This window comes from Yinghuangia sp. YIM S09857 (genome assembly GCF_051388915.1).
Classification (GTDB): Bacteria; Actinomycetota; Actinomycetes; order Streptomycetales; family Streptomycetaceae; genus Yinghuangia.
This window is the reverse complement of record NZ_JBPKBH010000006.1, coordinates 5721-19306: the sequence shown is the minus strand read 5'-3', so window position 1 is coordinate 19306 and position 13586 is coordinate 5721. Positions and strand designations below refer to the sequence as shown.

Here is a 13586-nt window from a genome sequence, read left to right as displayed (position 1 = left end):
CACCTTCCGGCAGGGGGAACTCCGGGTACCCGACTGATATTAGGTTGGCCTAATTAATTTGTGAAGCCAATTCACAAACGCAGCGTCAACACGCTCCGGGACAGCGTTCGGAGACCTCTCGGGCCGCGACTAAGCTGCCGCCATGCCCCAGGCCGATCCGTCGCGCCCCCGCGCCCGCACCCCGCGCGTGGGTCGCCCGCCGACGCTGGACCGCGACCGGATCGTGGCGGCGGTTCTCGCGCAGGACCTCGACACGCTGACCATGCAGGGGGTCGCGCGCAGCCTGGGAGTGGCGCCGTCGGCGCTCTACCGCTGGGTGCGCAATCGCGACGAACTGCTCGACCTGGCAAGCGCGGAGATGGGTCGGCGCATCGTGCCGGACGAACCGCCGACGACCGAGACGTGGCAGCGGTGGCTCGCCGACCTGGCGCACGGCATCCGGCGCGAGTTCCGCACCGTCCCCGGCTTCGCGGCGCGCATGCTGTCCACCGGCGTGCACCGCGAGGCCGGGCACGGGCCTGTGGAGCGGGCGGTGGTCGAGGCGTACATGCTCGGCGGCCATCCACGGGCGTACGCGCGGCAGTGCTGGTACGCCTTCGCCTCGGCCGTCATGGGCTGGATCGCCGTCGAGCAGTCCGGCTTCCCGGCCGACCCGCCCATGGACTTCGAGGCGCTGGTCGAGATCGTGCTGCGCGGCACGGAACCGCGCGGCACGGAATCGAACTGACGGCCGGTCAGCCCCCGCTCTGACGGCCCGTCAACATCGTCAATTGCCGCCGCGCAGGAACCGTTTGGGGCGCTCGCCCAGCGCCTCCTTGCGCACCTGCGCGGTCAACGCCAGATCCGCCTTGTCCGCCGCGGCGCCCGCCTCCAGGACCGAGTCCCACAGTGCGTCCGCCCCCTTCTGCGGCGGCGAGTCGGGGAGCGAGTTGTAGGTGTCGTGGTACGAGCGCCAGGCCATCAGCGCCATCAGCCACTTCTGGAGGGACGCGAACGCCGCCTCCTGCGCGCGGCGCAGCTCCGGACCGCCGTACAGATTGGCCTGCGCCGCGAGTCGCGCCCCGTCCTCCGAGTCCGGGTTGGCGAGTCTCGCCAGGCGCAACTCCCCCGTACTCGTGGCCTCTTTGCGCTCGCCGCGCAGCCTGGCCATCGCTATCAGAATGTCCTCGTAGGCCGCAGCCCGGCGTTCCCAGGTGCGATGCCCCCGTTCCCGTCGTGCGCTCAGCGCCTGGGAGATCCACACCCCCAAGATCGTGGCAACCGAACCGATCCCGGCCCCGGACAACGCGGCGATTCCTGGAGTCAGCCTCATCATGGGCGGTGATTGTGTCAGCACCGGGGCACGGCGGCACGGGTCGGGGCGGGCGCCGGGCCCGACCGGGCCCCACCCACTCCTGCGGGCATGCCAAGGGCCGCCGCCCCCGGCCCCGCGTCCAGGAGGGCGTCCGCGCGCCCCCGTTCAGCGCGTCGTGTAGTAGACGTACCCGGCCAGGCCGCCGAAGACGATGAGGTTCATGGCCAGGACCTTGAGCCGTGCACCGCGCGACATCGGGCCGCGCGGCGACGCGTACACCGGCCCGCCGCCGCCGGCCGAATATCCGCCTGATCCCCCGCAGTTCGGACACGGCTGCATCTGCATCTGCCGCCCGCTGCCCCCGCACCCGCCGCAGGACATCTGGTCCTCCGGGTTCATGGACCAGCGGCCCGATCCCCCGCATCCCCCGCAGATGCCGTCCATCGGCACCAGGCCCCCGCCGCCGCAACTTCCGCAGTTCCCCACCGCGACCCTCCTCACCACGACCCCCTGAGCTTGAAGGACGCATGTGGGCGGGTCAACAGCGGGAACCGGCGGAACGGCCGGTCAGCGCACCAATTCGCCGGTACGCACCACCAGGCCCTCGCCACGCGGCAGCACAGCCCGGTGGACCACCGCGCCACCCGCGTCGAGGAAGACGTACGTGCCGGGCTCGGTCACCCCGAAACGCCGCCGCAGGTCGCCGCTCGCGTCGGTGAGGTGTGGCAGTGCGCCGACCCCGGTCGACGCGACGAACTCCCGGAGCGCGGCCGGGTCGCCCGCCGCCGCGACCCCGACCACCGTGGCCCGGTCCGCGAACAGCACCGCCGCCTTGTCGGTCTCCGCGCCCTGCGCCCGGCACTCGGGGCCGGCCGCGGACCAGAACCACAGCACCGCGGGCCTGCCGAGCAGCGTGACCCCGGCGAAGGGCTTGCGGTCGATCGTGGTGGCGGTGAAGACCAGCAGGTCGGGCGTGCCGGTCGGGGACGCCGCGGCCGGGGCCGGAACGGGCGCGGCCGCCGCAGCGGGGGACGTGCCGCCGTCGGGGCCGCCGGACTCGGCCGCGGAGCCGCACCCGGAGACCGCGGCCAGGGCGGCCAGGGCGGCCAGCGCGAGAATCAGCCGTACACGCATCGCAGACTCCCGGAACGGAGGAGCAGGGCGCGAACCCCACCGATGCTATTGCGGCGACCGCGGGAATTTGCCCGGTTTCCCAACCTTCCCCGGCCCCGGCACCAAGACGATCTCCCTTGTCCGGCTGGGTTGTTCGGGACCCGGGTCAGGCCGCGACGGCGACCGCGGCGCGGTGTCAGGCCGCGACGGCGACCGCGGCGCGGTCGAGGGCGGCGGCCGGGGCGGCGGTCGGCAGCGCGGCGACGGGCGCGGTGCGGGTGGCGGCGGACTTCGGGCGGGCGAAGACGAACAGCCGCAGCACCAGGAACCGTCCGATCCCGGCGAGGCCGGACGCCGTGAGGTAGACGGCCTGTTCGGTGAGCGCCCCGGGGCTCGTCGCGACCGCGTCGAGGATCAGCATCGCGGCGGTCGTGAACAGGTAGCAGACCACCGCGGTTCCGGTGGACTCCATGTGCACGCGCCAGCTCGCCCGCCCGTTGCGGAAGGTGATCCGGCTGTGCAGTTCGTTGGCGAGCAGCGTGGAGACCACCGTGATGATCGCGTTGGCGACGGCGACCGACATGCTCCCGGAGAGGTACACCAGCGCGGCGCTGGAGGCGAGTCCGGTGCCCCCGCCGCAGACCACGAAACGCACGAACGAGGCGATGGGGCCCGGCTGCTGGCTGCTCACTGTTGTTCCCCTCATCCGCTCGGCGGAGCCTCGTCGTCCGTGTCTCTCCAACCTAGGAACCGCGGGCGCTCCGACCCATGGGGCCGTCATCCGAACCGGGGTGGGGCCAGCCCCACCTTTTTCGGTGGGGGTGGTCGCTTCCGGCCGCCGTTCCTCGGCACACGCCCAGCCTCGTTCGCGGACCGGGTCCGAGGCGTCCGCCCACGGCGGGCTCCTGCGCTACGCCGCCGGTTGTCGTCCGGGCCCCGGCTGTGCTCCCCGCGGTGTATGCCGAACGGCGGACCGCCGCCCGCGGATGTACGGGGGGCAAGCGGCCGCAACCGCCCGCCCGCGCGGGCCGGGGCCTCACCCACCAGTTCGGGCCGCGCGTCCGACACACCGCCGGGCACGCCCTGCCCGGCGACCCGTACGGGGGCGGCGCCGAGCGGGATCCGGTCCGGATCCGCGACGCGAAGTCCGCGTACGGCCTCGACATCGTCCTCGACGGCCTGGCCTTGCGGCTGCCGGATTGAGCGCTTGCCGCCTCGCGCGGCGGAACTGTCAGGAAGTGCCGAAGAGTTCGTCGCGGCGGGAGCGCCAGCGGTCCAGCATCAGCGGCAGTTCCTCACCGACGAACTCGAAGAACGCCAGCGTCTCGGCCATGCGGCGCCCCGCCGGGGTGTCCGCGCCGAGGCTGCGCACGCCCTCGCGCAGCGATTCCTGCCAGCGCTTGATGACCACGTCGCGGCTGGCCAGCGCCTCGTACCACTGGTCGTTACGCACCCGGTAACGGTCCCGGCGGGTGCCCGGCTCGCGCTCCACGGAGAGCATGTGCTGCTGGCTGAGGTAGCGCACCGCACCGGAGACGGCCGCCGGGCTGACCTGGAGGCGCTCGCCGAGCTCGGCGGAGGTCATCGTCCCCGAGTCGGCGGACAGCAGGGCCGCAAACACCCGGGCCGGCATGCGCTGCACGCCCGCCTCCACGAACACGCCCGCGAAGGCCTCGACGAAACGGGACACGGCCTCGTCGTCCCGTGCCGTGTCCGCTGCCGTCTCGGGCGCGCTCCCGCTGCCTGATGTCATCGCCGTCTCGTCTCCCCTGCTCGGCGCCTCTCCCAAGTTTATACGCTTCCTTTATTTCACAACTTCCTGAAGACAGCGTATGTTCAAAACCATGACCATGGCCATCACCGTCGCCGGACTGCACAAGTCGTTCGGCCGGACACACGCACTGGACGGTCTCGACCTGGAGGTCAGGACCGGGGAGGTGCACGGCTTCCTCGGCCCCAACGGGTCCGGGAAGTCCACCACCATCCGCGTCCTGCTCGGCCTGCTGCGCGCGGACGCCGGCACCGTCCGCCTGCTCGGCGGCGATCCGTGGCACGACGCGGTCGCCCTGCACCGGAGGCTGGCGTACGTGCCCGGCGACGTCACCCTGTGGCGGAACCTCAGCGGCGGCGAGGTCATCGACCTCTACGGCCGCCTGCGCGGCGGGCTCGACCCGGACCGCCGCGCGGAACTGCTGCGGCGGTTCGAGCTGGACCCCACCAAGAAGGGCCGCACGTACTCCAAGGGCAACCGGCAGAAGGTGGCCCTGGTCGCGGCGTTCGCGTCCGAGGTCGACCTGCTGATCCTGGACGAGCCGACCTCGGGGCTGGACCCGCTGATGGAGGAGGTGTTCCAGCAGTGCGTGGCCGAGGAGCGCGAACGCGGGCGCACCGTCCTGCTGTCCAGCCACATCCTCAGCGAAGTCGAGGCGCTGTGCGACCGGGTGAGCATCATCCGGCGCGGGAGCACCGTCGAGTCGGGGACGCTCGCCGAGCTGCGCCACCTGACGCGGACCAGCGTCAGCGCCGAACTTGCGGGTCCGCCCAACGGATTGGCCCGGCTACCGGGCGTTCACGACCTCGAAGTGCAGGGACAGCGCGTTCGGTTCCAGGTCGACTCGGACAAGCTCGACGCGGTGCTGCGGTCGCTGGCGGACTCGGGGGTACGGTCGCTCACCAGCACGCCGCCGACCCTGGAGGAGTTGTTCCTGCGGCACTACCAGGACGACGCAGATGCGCGGGACGGCACGTTCGAGCCGGACGGCGCGGCGGCTGCCGGAAACGCGCAGGGGACCGCGTCGCGCGGGGCGGTGCGGCGATGACCGCGACGACGGCCGCCGGGCCCGCGGCGTTCACCCGGCGCAGCGGAGGAGCGCGCCAACTCACCGGGACCGGCGGCCTGTTGCGCCTCGCGCTACGCCGCGACCGGGTCATGCTGCCGCTGTGGGTGCTGCTGATCGGCGGCACCACCGCGAGCGCCGCGGGCAGCCTCGGCAGCGTCTACGGCACCCCGGCCGAACGCGCCGACATCGTCGACTCGATGGCCGCGAACAGCTCGCTCCGGTCGCTTTACGGACCGGTGTTCGACGACTCGCTCGGCGCGATCGTGGCCTGGCGGTACGTCGCCTTCATGGCCGCGTTCGCCGCGGTGATGAGCCTGCTCATCGTGGTCCGCCACACCCGCGAGGAGGAGGAGACGGGCCGTCAGGAGATGTTGTCCGCCGCGATGGTGGGCCGCCGCGCACCCCTGACCGCGGCGCTGCTGACCGCCCTGACGGCCAACGCCGCCATCGCCGTGATCGTCGCCGCGGGCCTGTCCGGCGAGGGCCGGGCCGGTGCGCTCGCGCTGGGCCTCGGCATCGGCGCCGTCGGCATGCTCTTCGCCACCACGGCCGCGGTCATGGCGCAACTCACCGAGACGGCACGGCTCGCGAAGGGCCTCACGGCGGCCGTACTCGGCCTGGCGTGGGCGCTCAAGGCGGCCGGGGACGCCGCCGCGGACGACGGGTCCAACATCCTGACGTGGCTCTCCCCCATCGGGTGGGCGGAGAACCTGCGCTCCTTCGCGGACGAACGCTGGTGGGTGCTCCTGGTGTTCGCGGCGGCGATCACCGTACAGGCGCTCATCGCCTACACGTTGGCCGGACGCCGCGACATCGGGATGAGCTTCCTGCCCGCGCGCCCAGGCCCGGCGACCGGCGCGCTCGGCACGACGGGCGGGCTCGCGTGGCGTCTGCAACGCGGCAGCCTGTCCGGGTGGGGCGGCGGATTCCTGGTGGCGGGCGTGATGTTCGGCGCGATGACGGACGGGGCCGCCGACCTGATCGGCGACAACGAGCAGGCCCAGGAGATGATCGCCCGGCTCGGCGGCCAATCCGGCGTGACCGACGCGTTCCTCGCTGGCATGGTCGCGATGTTCGGCATGGTCGCAGCCCTCTATATCGTGCAGTCGGTGCTCCGGTTGGACGGTGAGGAGACCGCGCAGCGCGCCGAACCGCTCCTCGCGAACGCGGTGGGACGCGTGCGCTGGGCCGCGGGGCACCTGGCCGTGGCGTTCGGCGGCGCGGCATTGCTCATGATCGTGGCGGGCCTCGGCCTCGCGGCGGGCTACGGCCAGGACGCCGGGGCGGTCCTCGGCGGCGCCCTCGTCCAGGTGCCGGCGGTATGGGCGGTCGGGGCGGTTGCGGTGCTCACCTACGGCGCCTATCCGCGCGCGGCGGTGCTGGGGTGGGCGTACGCCGGACTCTGCCTCGGGCTCGGCTGGCTCGGCGCCGCGTTCAACCTCCCGCAATGGGCGCTGAAGGTCTCACCGTTCGCCCATGTGCCCAAGATGCCGGGCAACGCCATGGACTGGCCCGCGGTCGGAGTGCTCACCGTGCTTGCCGCCCTGCTGGTCGCTGTCGGACTCGCGGCGCTTCGCCGTCGGGACATGCGGTCGGGGTAGCGGAGGGTAACTTCCCTGCGGGCTCAGCCCTCTTCGTCCAGGGGCTTGTCCCACTCGCTTGCGCCGTTGGGGTATTGGTACGCCGGGCGTCCCGCATTGGCGCTGGTGCGGAAGGGCTTGCCGTTGTCGTCGATCCGCACCGAGCCGCGGCGGTCGCCGCTGGACCACTCCAACTCCAGGTACCAGCTCACGTCGTGGCCCTCGCTGTGCGCGGTCACGTAGAAGACCTCGGGGTCGGTCTCGCTGACCTTGTAGGGGAAGTCCCGCTGCCCGGACTTGGGTGCGGTGCCGGGACGTCCCGCGTCCAGGTCGATGTCGAACGACTTGGTGCTCACCTCGCCGCCGCAGCCGACGCCCATGACGTAGTCGTTCCAGGCGAGCGGCGCGTCCTTGCCGATGACCCGCACGTGCAGCGCCTCCAGGACGACCGTCTCCGCCCCGGCCCCCTGCACGGTCAGCGCGAGCATCTGGTCCCCGCCCGAGACTGCGCCGACCGCGGCCACCCAGCGGCGGGCGTCCTGCTGGGTGGGCGGCGGGGGCATCTCGGCGGGCTTGCGGTCGACCAAGTAGTGCTGGCTGCACGGGCCTTCCCACCTGTACGGATTCGTCGCGACGGTCGGGGCGGCACCGTCCCGGAGCGTCTCCGCCGTTCCCGGCTGCGGCGGTGCGCTGCCGGTGCCGCGCGGGGAGGCCGAGGGGGGTGACGAGGGGGCCGATGTGGGGGCCGACGACGGGGGTGTCAGCGCGGGCGGCGCCGCGTCCGAACCCGAGGCCGACTGGGACGTGGCTGCGGAGGCTGTGCCGAGGGATGACGTGGCTCCGGCACTCTGGCGTGCGCCGCTGTCGTCGCCGCCCGGCAGGAGGTTGACGATGAGCGCGACCGACACGGCCGCGGCGGCGGCCGCACCGGCACCGGCGATGGCGACGGTGCGGCGGCGTCGGCGCTTCGGGGCGGCGGCGTCGAGCGGAGGTGGCGGAACGGGTGAGTCTTCAGGGTCGGGGGCGGGGGCGGACGGCGTGTCGGCCGACCGCGTGTCGCCGGGCGGTGAGTCGGCAGGTGGCGAGTCGGCAGGTGGCGAGTCGGCGGACGGCGACTCGGCGGACTGCGACTCGGCGGACGGCGTATCGGCGGACGGCGTATCGGCGGACGGCGTATCGGCGGGCGGGTCGGGTTGCTCCGGTGCCGCAGGTTGGGGTGCCACATCGGGCGCGGATTCGAGCGACGGAGCGGCCGAGTTCCGGTTCTCCGGGCCGGGGTTCGCCGTACCTCTGCGCCCCCGCAGAACGTCTGCCCGGACCCAGCGCCGGTGCAGTTCGACGAGCTCCTCCGAGGTGGCGCCGCAGATGCGTGCGAACCGTTCGACAGGCGCGTAGTCCTGCGGAACGGCGTCCCCGTTGACGTACCGGTGCAGGGTCGAACCGCTCAGGTGCAGCCGCTTCCCCAGCACCCCGTAACTCAGGCCCGACCGGTCCTTGAGTTCCCGCAGCAGTGCCGCGAACTCCTCGTCGGCCACCGTTCCTCCTTCTCCCGTGTACCGGACAGCGTTCCAGGGGACCGGCGTTCCCGCAGGTCAGGCCCGTTCGGGCGTTCCAGCATCCCAAACTGTCCGGCGGTGGTGGCGGGCGGGACGGATCCGCGCCCAAGATCTGGGCAGCGGAGCACGCCGCGTCGACCGAAGTCCGCGGACGTGCCCCGGCAGACCGTCAACACCCACCCAGATACAGGGGATCAGCCATGTCCGCTCGTCTTGCCCGCACCCGCCTGTTCGCCGCCACGACCGTCGCGCTCGCCACCTTCGCGCTGACGGCGTGCAACAACGGGGACGACAACGCCGCCGGCGCCGGGGCGTCTTCCCCCGTGCCCGCCCCTTCTGCGCCGGCTGGCGCTACGAGCGGCGTGAGCCCGGCGCCGTCGCCGAGCGGGGCGGCGACCACGGGTGCGGGCACAGCGGGTTCGGGGGCGGCGAGCGGCAACGGCGGCACGTCGCAAGGGTCCACGGCGTCCGGCGGTACAAACGGCTCCGGCAGCTCCGGCAAGAGTGGCGGCAACACGTCGTCCGGCGGCTCGAACGGCGGCAGCTCGTCCGACGATTCGGACGTCCCGCCCAACTTCCCGGACTGCGGCGCCTCCAACACCAAGACCACCGCGACCGTCGTCGCGCGGCCGCTCAACCACCTTCTCCTCACCGTCACCAACACCGGTGCGAAGAACTGCTACCTGGTCGGCTACCCGGCCGCGCGCTTCGGTGAGGCTCAGGCCGTACCGCCGGTGGACGACTCCACGAAGCCCCAGGCGGTCGTCACCCTCGCGCCCGGCGAGTCCGGCTATGCGGGCGTACGCCTGTCGGCCACCGACGGCAGCGGCGAGAACGGGTACACGACTTCGTCGCTGACGCTGCCGTTCGACGACGGATCGATCGCCGACGTGCCGCTGCCCGCCGCGGGCGTGTATGTCGACACCGCGCTGCGCGTGACGTACTGGCAGCAGACGCTGGACCTCGCGCTGAGCTGACGGAGCGCGCGGCGATGCGACGCGCGGATGCGACGCGCGGACTACCCGTGAACCGGCGTGCGGATGGCGACGACGTGCTCCATGAGCGTCACCATCGCGTGCTTGCCGGACTCGCGGGACCGCGCGTCGCACATGACCACCGGGACGTGCGGGTCCAGGTCGAGCGCGTCGGTCACCTCGTCGATGCCGAACTCGCTGATGCCGTCGAAGCAGTTGACGGCGACGACGAACGGCAGTCCGCGTACCTCGAAGTAGTCGATCGCGGGGAACGAGTCGGCCAGGCGCCGCGGGTCGGCCAGGATGATCGCGCCGATCGCGCCGACCGCCAGTTCGTCCCACATGAACCAGAAGCGGTCCTGGCCCGGCGTGCCGAAGAGGTACAGCACGAGCCCGCGGCCCAGCGTGATGCGGCCGAAGTCGAGGGCGACCGTGGTCGTGGTCTTCGACTCGACGCCGGTCAGGTCGTCGATGCCCTGGCTCTCCTGCGTGATGACCTCTTCGGTGCGCAGCGGCGGCACCTCGCTGACCGCGCCGACCATGGTGGTCTTGCCGACGCCGAAGCCGCCGGAGATGAGGATCTTGACCGCCGCGGGCAGTTGGTCCGGGGCGAAGCCGGGTCCGGGGGCCGGCATCGGTTCAGATCCTGCGAATGCCATCGAGAACCGCCTGGAGTACGTGGATGTCGGGGGCTTCCGCGAGCGCGATCGGCGCACGCGTGTGGATCGCCCCCATGTCGAGGAGGTCGCCGAGCAGGACCTTCACCACGGTCGCCGGGAGGTTCAGCGCGGCGGAGATCTCGGCGACGGACAGCGGGGCGTCGGTGCACAGCCGCAGGATGCCGAGGTGCTCCGGCTCCAGGGCGGGCAGCGCCGCCTCGTTGCCGGCGTTGACGATGAGCGTGATGAGGTTGAACTCGTCGCGGCTGGGGCGGGTGCGGCCGCCCGTCCGGGCGAACGAGCGCACGACGGGGCCGGCGTCCTCGTCCCACCACGTGTCGTCGGCTGCGGGCGACATGCGTCGGTGTCCCCGCCGTGTCAGAACGCCGGCCGGGCTTCGGCCACCGCGTGGCGCGGCGCCGCGGCGAGGAAGTCTCCGACGCGCTTGACGATCAGGTTCATCTCGTACGCCACCAGACCGACGTCGATGTCCGCCTCGCCCAGCACGGCCAGGCAGGCGCCGCGACCGGCGCCGGTGACGAAGAGGAAGACCTTCTCCAGCTCCACGATGGTCTGCCGCACCCGGCCGCCGTCGAAGTGCCGTCCCGCGCCGCGGGCCAGGCTCTGGAACGCGGAGGCGACGGCGGACATGTGCTCGGCGTCGTCCCGGTCCAGGCCGCGGGACTTGCCGATGAGCAGCCCGTCGGCGGACAGGACGATGGCGTGCCGGGTCCGCGGGACCCGCTTGACCAGGTCGTCCAGCAGCCAGTTCAGCTCGGTGTTGTCGTGCGTCACGGAGCTCATCGCGGTCACCACTGTCCTTGTCCGTTCGGATACTCGGGCGCGCTGTGCGGGTAGGTCGGCGGAGCCGCCTCGTCGTCGTCCGGGTGCCGCCAGTCCTCCTGGAGCCGGCCGGCCTCGGTGCGGCCCTTGAACGAGCCGCGCTGGAAGGCCGCCATCACCTGGCGGGCCTCCTCGGCGGGACGGTGTTCGACGTCGGCGTGGGGATTCGGGGCCTCGGTCTCGGTGCGGCGGAGCAGCTGGGGTTGCAGGCTTGCGCGGCGGATGCGGCGGGGGAGGCGGCGTTCCTGGGGTGCTCCGGGGGCGCCTTGGGAGCCGGGGGCGCCAGGGGAGCCGGGGGTGCCCGGGATGCTCGGCGCGCCTTGGGTGCTCGGGGCGCCTGCTGTCGAGGTCGCGCCGGGGAGCGGGACGGCGTGGGGCGGGGCGAGCGGGGCGGGGTGGGACCGTACTGGTTCCGGGCGCGCTCGTTCGGGGGCGGCCAGTTGGGGGCGGACCGGCTCGGGACGGGCGGGGCCCAGATGGATGGGCTCGGGTCGGTCCGGTTCCGGGTGCGGAGTCGCCGGCTGGAGGGTACGCGGCTGCGCGGGTACGACGGAAACCCGGTCTCGCTCCCAGTCCCGGTTCCTCTCCCTCTCACGGTCCCGGTCGCGATCCCTGCCGTGGCCGATGGCGGTCGGCACGGCTTCGACGGGAACCGGCCCGCTGTTCATGGTGTTTGCACCGTGTGCCTTGCCTCCGGCGGGCGCGGCGCTGAGGGCGTACGCGGCGTCCGCGTCGCCGTCCTCCGCACCGCCCGCGTCCTTCGCACTGTTCGCGTCGCCGAGCAGGCCCAGCGGCAGCAGCACGACCGCCGAGGTGCCGCCGTACGGCGACGCCCGCAGGCTGACCGCAATCCCGTGCCGGTGCGCGAGCCGGGCCACCACGAACAGCCCCAGGCGCGTGTCGGTGGTGAAGCCCATGACGTTGAACTCGGGCGCCATGCGCAGGAGTTTGTTGGCCTCGTCCCGCGCTTCCGGGGCCATGCCGAGCCCGCGGTCCTCGATCTCGATGCCCAGGCCGTTGGGCACGATCTCGGCACTGATCCGCACCGTGGTGTGCGGGGGCGAGAACGACGCGGCGTTCTCCACGAGTTCGGACAGCAGGTGCATCACGTCGCCCGCGACCGGGCCGGCCAGCCCGGCTTCCGGGACCATGGTCAGCTTGACGCGCGAGTAGTCCTCGGTCTGCGAGGCCGCGCCGCGCAGGATCTCGGCGAGCAGCACCGGACGCCGCCAGCGGCGCGCCGGCATCGTGCCGCCGAGCACGGAGAGGTTCTCCGCGTTGCGGCGCATGCGAGTGGCCAGGTGGTCCACCCGGAACAGCTCGGCGAGCAGGTCCGGGTCCTCGTGCTCGCGCTCCATCTCGTCCAGCAGGGCGAGTTGCCGGTGCACGAGGCCCTGGCTGCGGTGCGCGATGTTGAGGAAGACGCGGCTCACGCCCTGCCGGGTCTCGGCCTGCTCGATGGCCGCGCGTACGGCGGTCCGCTGGGCCTCGTCGAAGGCGCTTGCCACCTCGCCGATTTCGTCGTGCCCCTGGTCGAAGTCGGAACCGACCTCGCCCGGGTCGACCTTCTCACCACGCTGCAACCGGGTGACTACATCCGGTAGTTGCTCGGTGGCGAGCCTGCGGGTGGAGTCGCGCAGCCCGCGCAGCCGCCGCAGCAGGGCGCGCGAGACCAGCACGGAGATCAGAACCGCCAGGATGATGGACGCGAGGGTCAGGGCGCCGACCACGATGACCGAGGTGGTCAGGTCGTCGATCCGGTCCTCGCCGTACCCGCGGGCGAACTCGACCTGGTCCAGAGTGAGTTGTTGGAGCTGCTGGGCGCTGGACAGCATGGCCCGTTGCAGCGCCGCCGCGTCGACGGCGACCTTGCCGGTACGGCCCGAGACGGTGTTCTCGGCCTCGGTGAGCACGGCCCAGTCGGGGCTGGCGAGGATCTGCTCGTACCGTGCCGCCTGGGCGCCGCGCAACTGCGGGCTCACGAAGGCGTATTGGGCCCGCTGCGCACCCACCAGTTGGTCGAACTGGGCGCGTTGCGGGGCGGTCAGGCCGTTCGGGGCGGCGACGCCCGCGGAGAGTACGGCGTTCTGCCGGGCCAGGTATTCGAGGGCGCGGAACAGCGCGGCCGCGGTGCCGGCCTCGGTCGCGGTCTTGGTGTCGTTGGTGGACCTGACCTGCGCCTCGAAGTATCCCATCGCGCCTTCGAGGGCACCGGAGTAGAACTGGAACGCGGCGTCCGCGCCGATCTGCCGGGCGTTCACCTGCTGCCGGAAGCCGGGCAGTCCGCCGAGTCCGGCGGTGATCCGCTCGAACGTCCGCTTCAGCTCCGGTGGATGGCGCTTGACCACGGGCTCGGCGGCCTGGCTCATGACGCCGAGGGCCTGGTCGGTGACCTGGCGCTGGGTGTCCAGCCGCGATCGGTCCGCACCGGTCCCGGCCAGGAACTCCATGGTGAGGCGGCGTTCCTCCTGCATGGCCACCATGGCCAGCTCGCCCTTGACCGCGACGCTCTGCACGTCGTCGAGGGTGCGGCGGAGGTCGGCGGCCTGGTCGTACCGGCCGTAGGTGTACGTGCCCCACACCGCCATCAGCGCGATGCTCGGCACCAGCACGAGGACGACGATCCGGGCCCGGATGGAGCGCAGGCCGGGGAGGCGGAGGCGCGTCGGGCGGCGGGCGTGGTGGGTGGCGTTCTGCGCGGTCCGCTGGGGCCGCCTCGGGGAGCCG

Annotated in this window: 15 protein-coding genes; 5 read left to right on the top strand and 10 right to left on the bottom strand. The window is 72.7% G+C overall.

The genetic code is table 11. The annotated features are described in order from the left end of the window. Positions 1 to 142: 142 nt before the first annotated feature. On the top strand, positions 143 to 727 hold the full coding sequence (locus tag ACRX5S_RS13990) for a TetR/AcrR family transcriptional regulator (RefSeq protein ID WP_436773237.1): 585 nt from the start codon (positions 143 to 145) through the stop codon (positions 725 to 727). Between the two features lie 39 nt (positions 728 to 766). Here ACRX5S_RS13990 and ACRX5S_RS13985 read toward each other — a convergent pair whose 3' ends face one another. The 4 genes from ACRX5S_RS13985 to ACRX5S_RS13970 all read right to left on the bottom strand — a co-directional run bounded on the left by ACRX5S_RS13985 (position 767) and on the right by ACRX5S_RS13970 (position 3113). Then, positions 767 to 1315 (bottom strand): hypothetical protein, encoded by a 549-nt coding sequence (locus ACRX5S_RS13985; RefSeq protein ID WP_436773236.1) that lies wholly within the window; start codon positions 1313 to 1315, stop codon positions 767 to 769. A gap of 144 nt (positions 1316 to 1459) precedes the next feature. After that, positions 1460 to 1780 carry a hypothetical protein gene (locus ACRX5S_RS13980; RefSeq protein WP_436773235.1) on the bottom strand — a complete coding sequence of 107 codons (321 nt, stop codon included), beginning with the start codon at positions 1778 to 1780 and terminating at the stop codon, positions 1460 to 1462. Between the two features lie 81 nt (positions 1781 to 1861). Further along, the gene (locus ACRX5S_RS13975) at positions 1862 to 2428 is read right to left on the bottom strand and encodes a redoxin domain-containing protein (protein ID WP_436773234.1); all 567 of its coding nucleotides are present in this window, start codon (positions 2426 to 2428) and stop codon (positions 1862 to 1864) included. 175 nt (positions 2429 to 2603) lie between these two features. Then, the gene (locus tag ACRX5S_RS13970) at positions 2604 to 3113 is read right to left on the bottom strand and encodes a hypothetical protein (protein ID WP_436773233.1); all 510 of its coding nucleotides are present in this window, start codon (positions 3111 to 3113) and stop codon (positions 2604 to 2606) included. 248 nt (positions 3114 to 3361) lie between these two features. On the opposite strand from ACRX5S_RS13970, the gene ACRX5S_RS13965 reads away from it, so the two are divergent. Beyond that, the gene (locus ACRX5S_RS13965) at positions 3362 to 3610 is read left to right on the top strand and encodes a hypothetical protein (RefSeq protein WP_436773232.1); all 249 of its coding nucleotides are present in this window, start codon (positions 3362 to 3364) and stop codon (positions 3608 to 3610) included. 28 nt (positions 3611 to 3638) lie between these two features. Here the strand turns inward: ACRX5S_RS13965 and ACRX5S_RS13960 are convergent, their stop codons facing one another. After that, complete coding sequence (locus ACRX5S_RS13960; RefSeq protein ID WP_436773231.1) at positions 3639 to 4160, bottom strand: GbsR/MarR family transcriptional regulator; 522 nt, start codon at positions 4158 to 4160, stop codon at positions 3639 to 3641. A gap of 91 nt (positions 4161 to 4251) precedes the next feature. Here ACRX5S_RS13960 and ACRX5S_RS13955 point away from each other — a divergent pair, with 91 nt between their 5' ends. Both ACRX5S_RS13955 and ACRX5S_RS13950 read left to right on the top strand, forming a co-directional pair. Further along, positions 4252 to 5226: an ABC transporter ATP-binding protein gene (locus tag ACRX5S_RS13955; protein WP_436773230.1), complete on the top strand. Its 975-nt coding sequence runs from the start codon at positions 4252 to 4254 to the stop codon at positions 5224 to 5226. Then, entirely contained in the window at positions 5223 to 6848 is a 1626-nt protein-coding gene (locus ACRX5S_RS13950; RefSeq protein ID WP_436773229.1) for an ABC transporter permease, read from the top strand. Before ACRX5S_RS13955 ends, ACRX5S_RS13950 begins: the two co-directional genes overlap by 4 nt. A gap of 23 nt (positions 6849 to 6871) precedes the next feature. Here ACRX5S_RS13950 and ACRX5S_RS13945 read toward each other — a convergent pair whose 3' ends face one another. After that, positions 6872 to 8362, bottom strand: a complete 1491-nt coding sequence (locus ACRX5S_RS13945) for a helix-turn-helix domain-containing protein (RefSeq protein ID WP_436773228.1) — start codon at positions 8360 to 8362, stop codon at positions 6872 to 6874. A 221-nt stretch (positions 8363 to 8583) separates the two neighbouring features. Between ACRX5S_RS13945 and ACRX5S_RS13940 the strand changes: the two genes are divergently transcribed. Continuing rightward, complete coding sequence (locus ACRX5S_RS13940) at positions 8584 to 9360, top strand: DUF4232 domain-containing protein (RefSeq protein WP_436773227.1); 777 nt, start codon at positions 8584 to 8586, stop codon at positions 9358 to 9360. Positions 9361 to 9401: 41 nt separating this feature from the next. On the opposite strand, the gene ACRX5S_RS13935 is transcribed toward ACRX5S_RS13940, so the two are convergent. The 4 genes from ACRX5S_RS13935 to ACRX5S_RS13920 all read right to left on the bottom strand — a co-directional run. Further along, on the bottom strand, positions 9402 to 9992 hold the full coding sequence (locus ACRX5S_RS13935) for a GTP-binding protein (RefSeq protein ID WP_436773226.1): 591 nt from the start codon (positions 9990 to 9992) through the stop codon (positions 9402 to 9404). Positions 9993 to 9996: 4 nt separating this feature from the next. After that, positions 9997 to 10374 (bottom strand): DUF742 domain-containing protein, encoded by a 378-nt coding sequence (locus ACRX5S_RS13930; RefSeq protein WP_436773225.1) that lies wholly within the window; start codon positions 10372 to 10374, stop codon positions 9997 to 9999. A 20-nt stretch (positions 10375 to 10394) separates the two neighbouring features. Further along, complete coding sequence (locus ACRX5S_RS13925) at positions 10395 to 10820, bottom strand: roadblock/LC7 domain-containing protein (protein ID WP_436773224.1); 426 nt, start codon at positions 10818 to 10820, stop codon at positions 10395 to 10397. A 5-nt stretch (positions 10821 to 10825) separates the two neighbouring features. Further along, positions 10826 to 13586: nitrate- and nitrite sensing domain-containing protein (locus tag ACRX5S_RS13920; protein ID WP_436773223.1), on the bottom strand; the 2761-nt coding region annotated here is incomplete at its 5' end.

Excerpts from the sequence above, each read along its gene's own strand:
- ACRX5S_RS13960 (WP_436773231.1), bottom strand. The coding sequence starts at position 4,160 with ATGACATCAGGCAGCGGGAGCGCGCCCGAGACGGCAGCGGACACGGCA.
- ACRX5S_RS13935 (WP_436773226.1), bottom strand. The coding sequence starts at position 9,992 with ATGCCGGCCCCCGGACCCGGCTTCGCCCCGGACCAACTGCCCGCGGCG.
- ACRX5S_RS13985 (WP_436773236.1), bottom strand. The coding sequence starts at position 1,315 with ATGATGAGGCTGACTCCAGGAATCGCCGCGTTGTCCGGGGCCGGGATC.
- ACRX5S_RS13925 (WP_436773224.1), bottom strand. The coding sequence starts at position 10,820 with ATGAGCTCCGTGACGCACGACAACACCGAGCTGAACTGGCTGCTGGAC.
- ACRX5S_RS13955 (WP_436773230.1), top strand. The coding sequence starts at position 4,252 with ATGACCATGGCCATCACCGTCGCCGGACTGCACAAGTCGTTCGGCCGG.
- ACRX5S_RS13970 (WP_436773233.1), bottom strand. The coding sequence starts at position 3,113 with ATGAGGGGAACAACAGTGAGCAGCCAGCAGCCGGGCCCCATCGCCTCG.
- ACRX5S_RS13975 (WP_436773234.1), bottom strand. The coding sequence starts at position 2,428 with ATGCGTGTACGGCTGATTCTCGCGCTGGCCGCCCTGGCCGCCCTGGCC.
- ACRX5S_RS13940 (WP_436773227.1), top strand. The coding sequence starts at position 8,584 with ATGTCCGCTCGTCTTGCCCGCACCCGCCTGTTCGCCGCCACGACCGTC.
- ACRX5S_RS13930 (WP_436773225.1), bottom strand. The coding sequence starts at position 10,374 with ATGTCGCCCGCAGCCGACGACACGTGGTGGGACGAGGACGCCGGCCCC.
- ACRX5S_RS13950 (WP_436773229.1), top strand. The coding sequence starts at position 5,223 with ATGACCGCGACGACGGCCGCCGGGCCCGCGGCGTTCACCCGGCGCAGC.
- ACRX5S_RS13990 (WP_436773237.1), top strand. The coding sequence starts at position 143 with ATGCCCCAGGCCGATCCGTCGCGCCCCCGCGCCCGCACCCCGCGCGTG.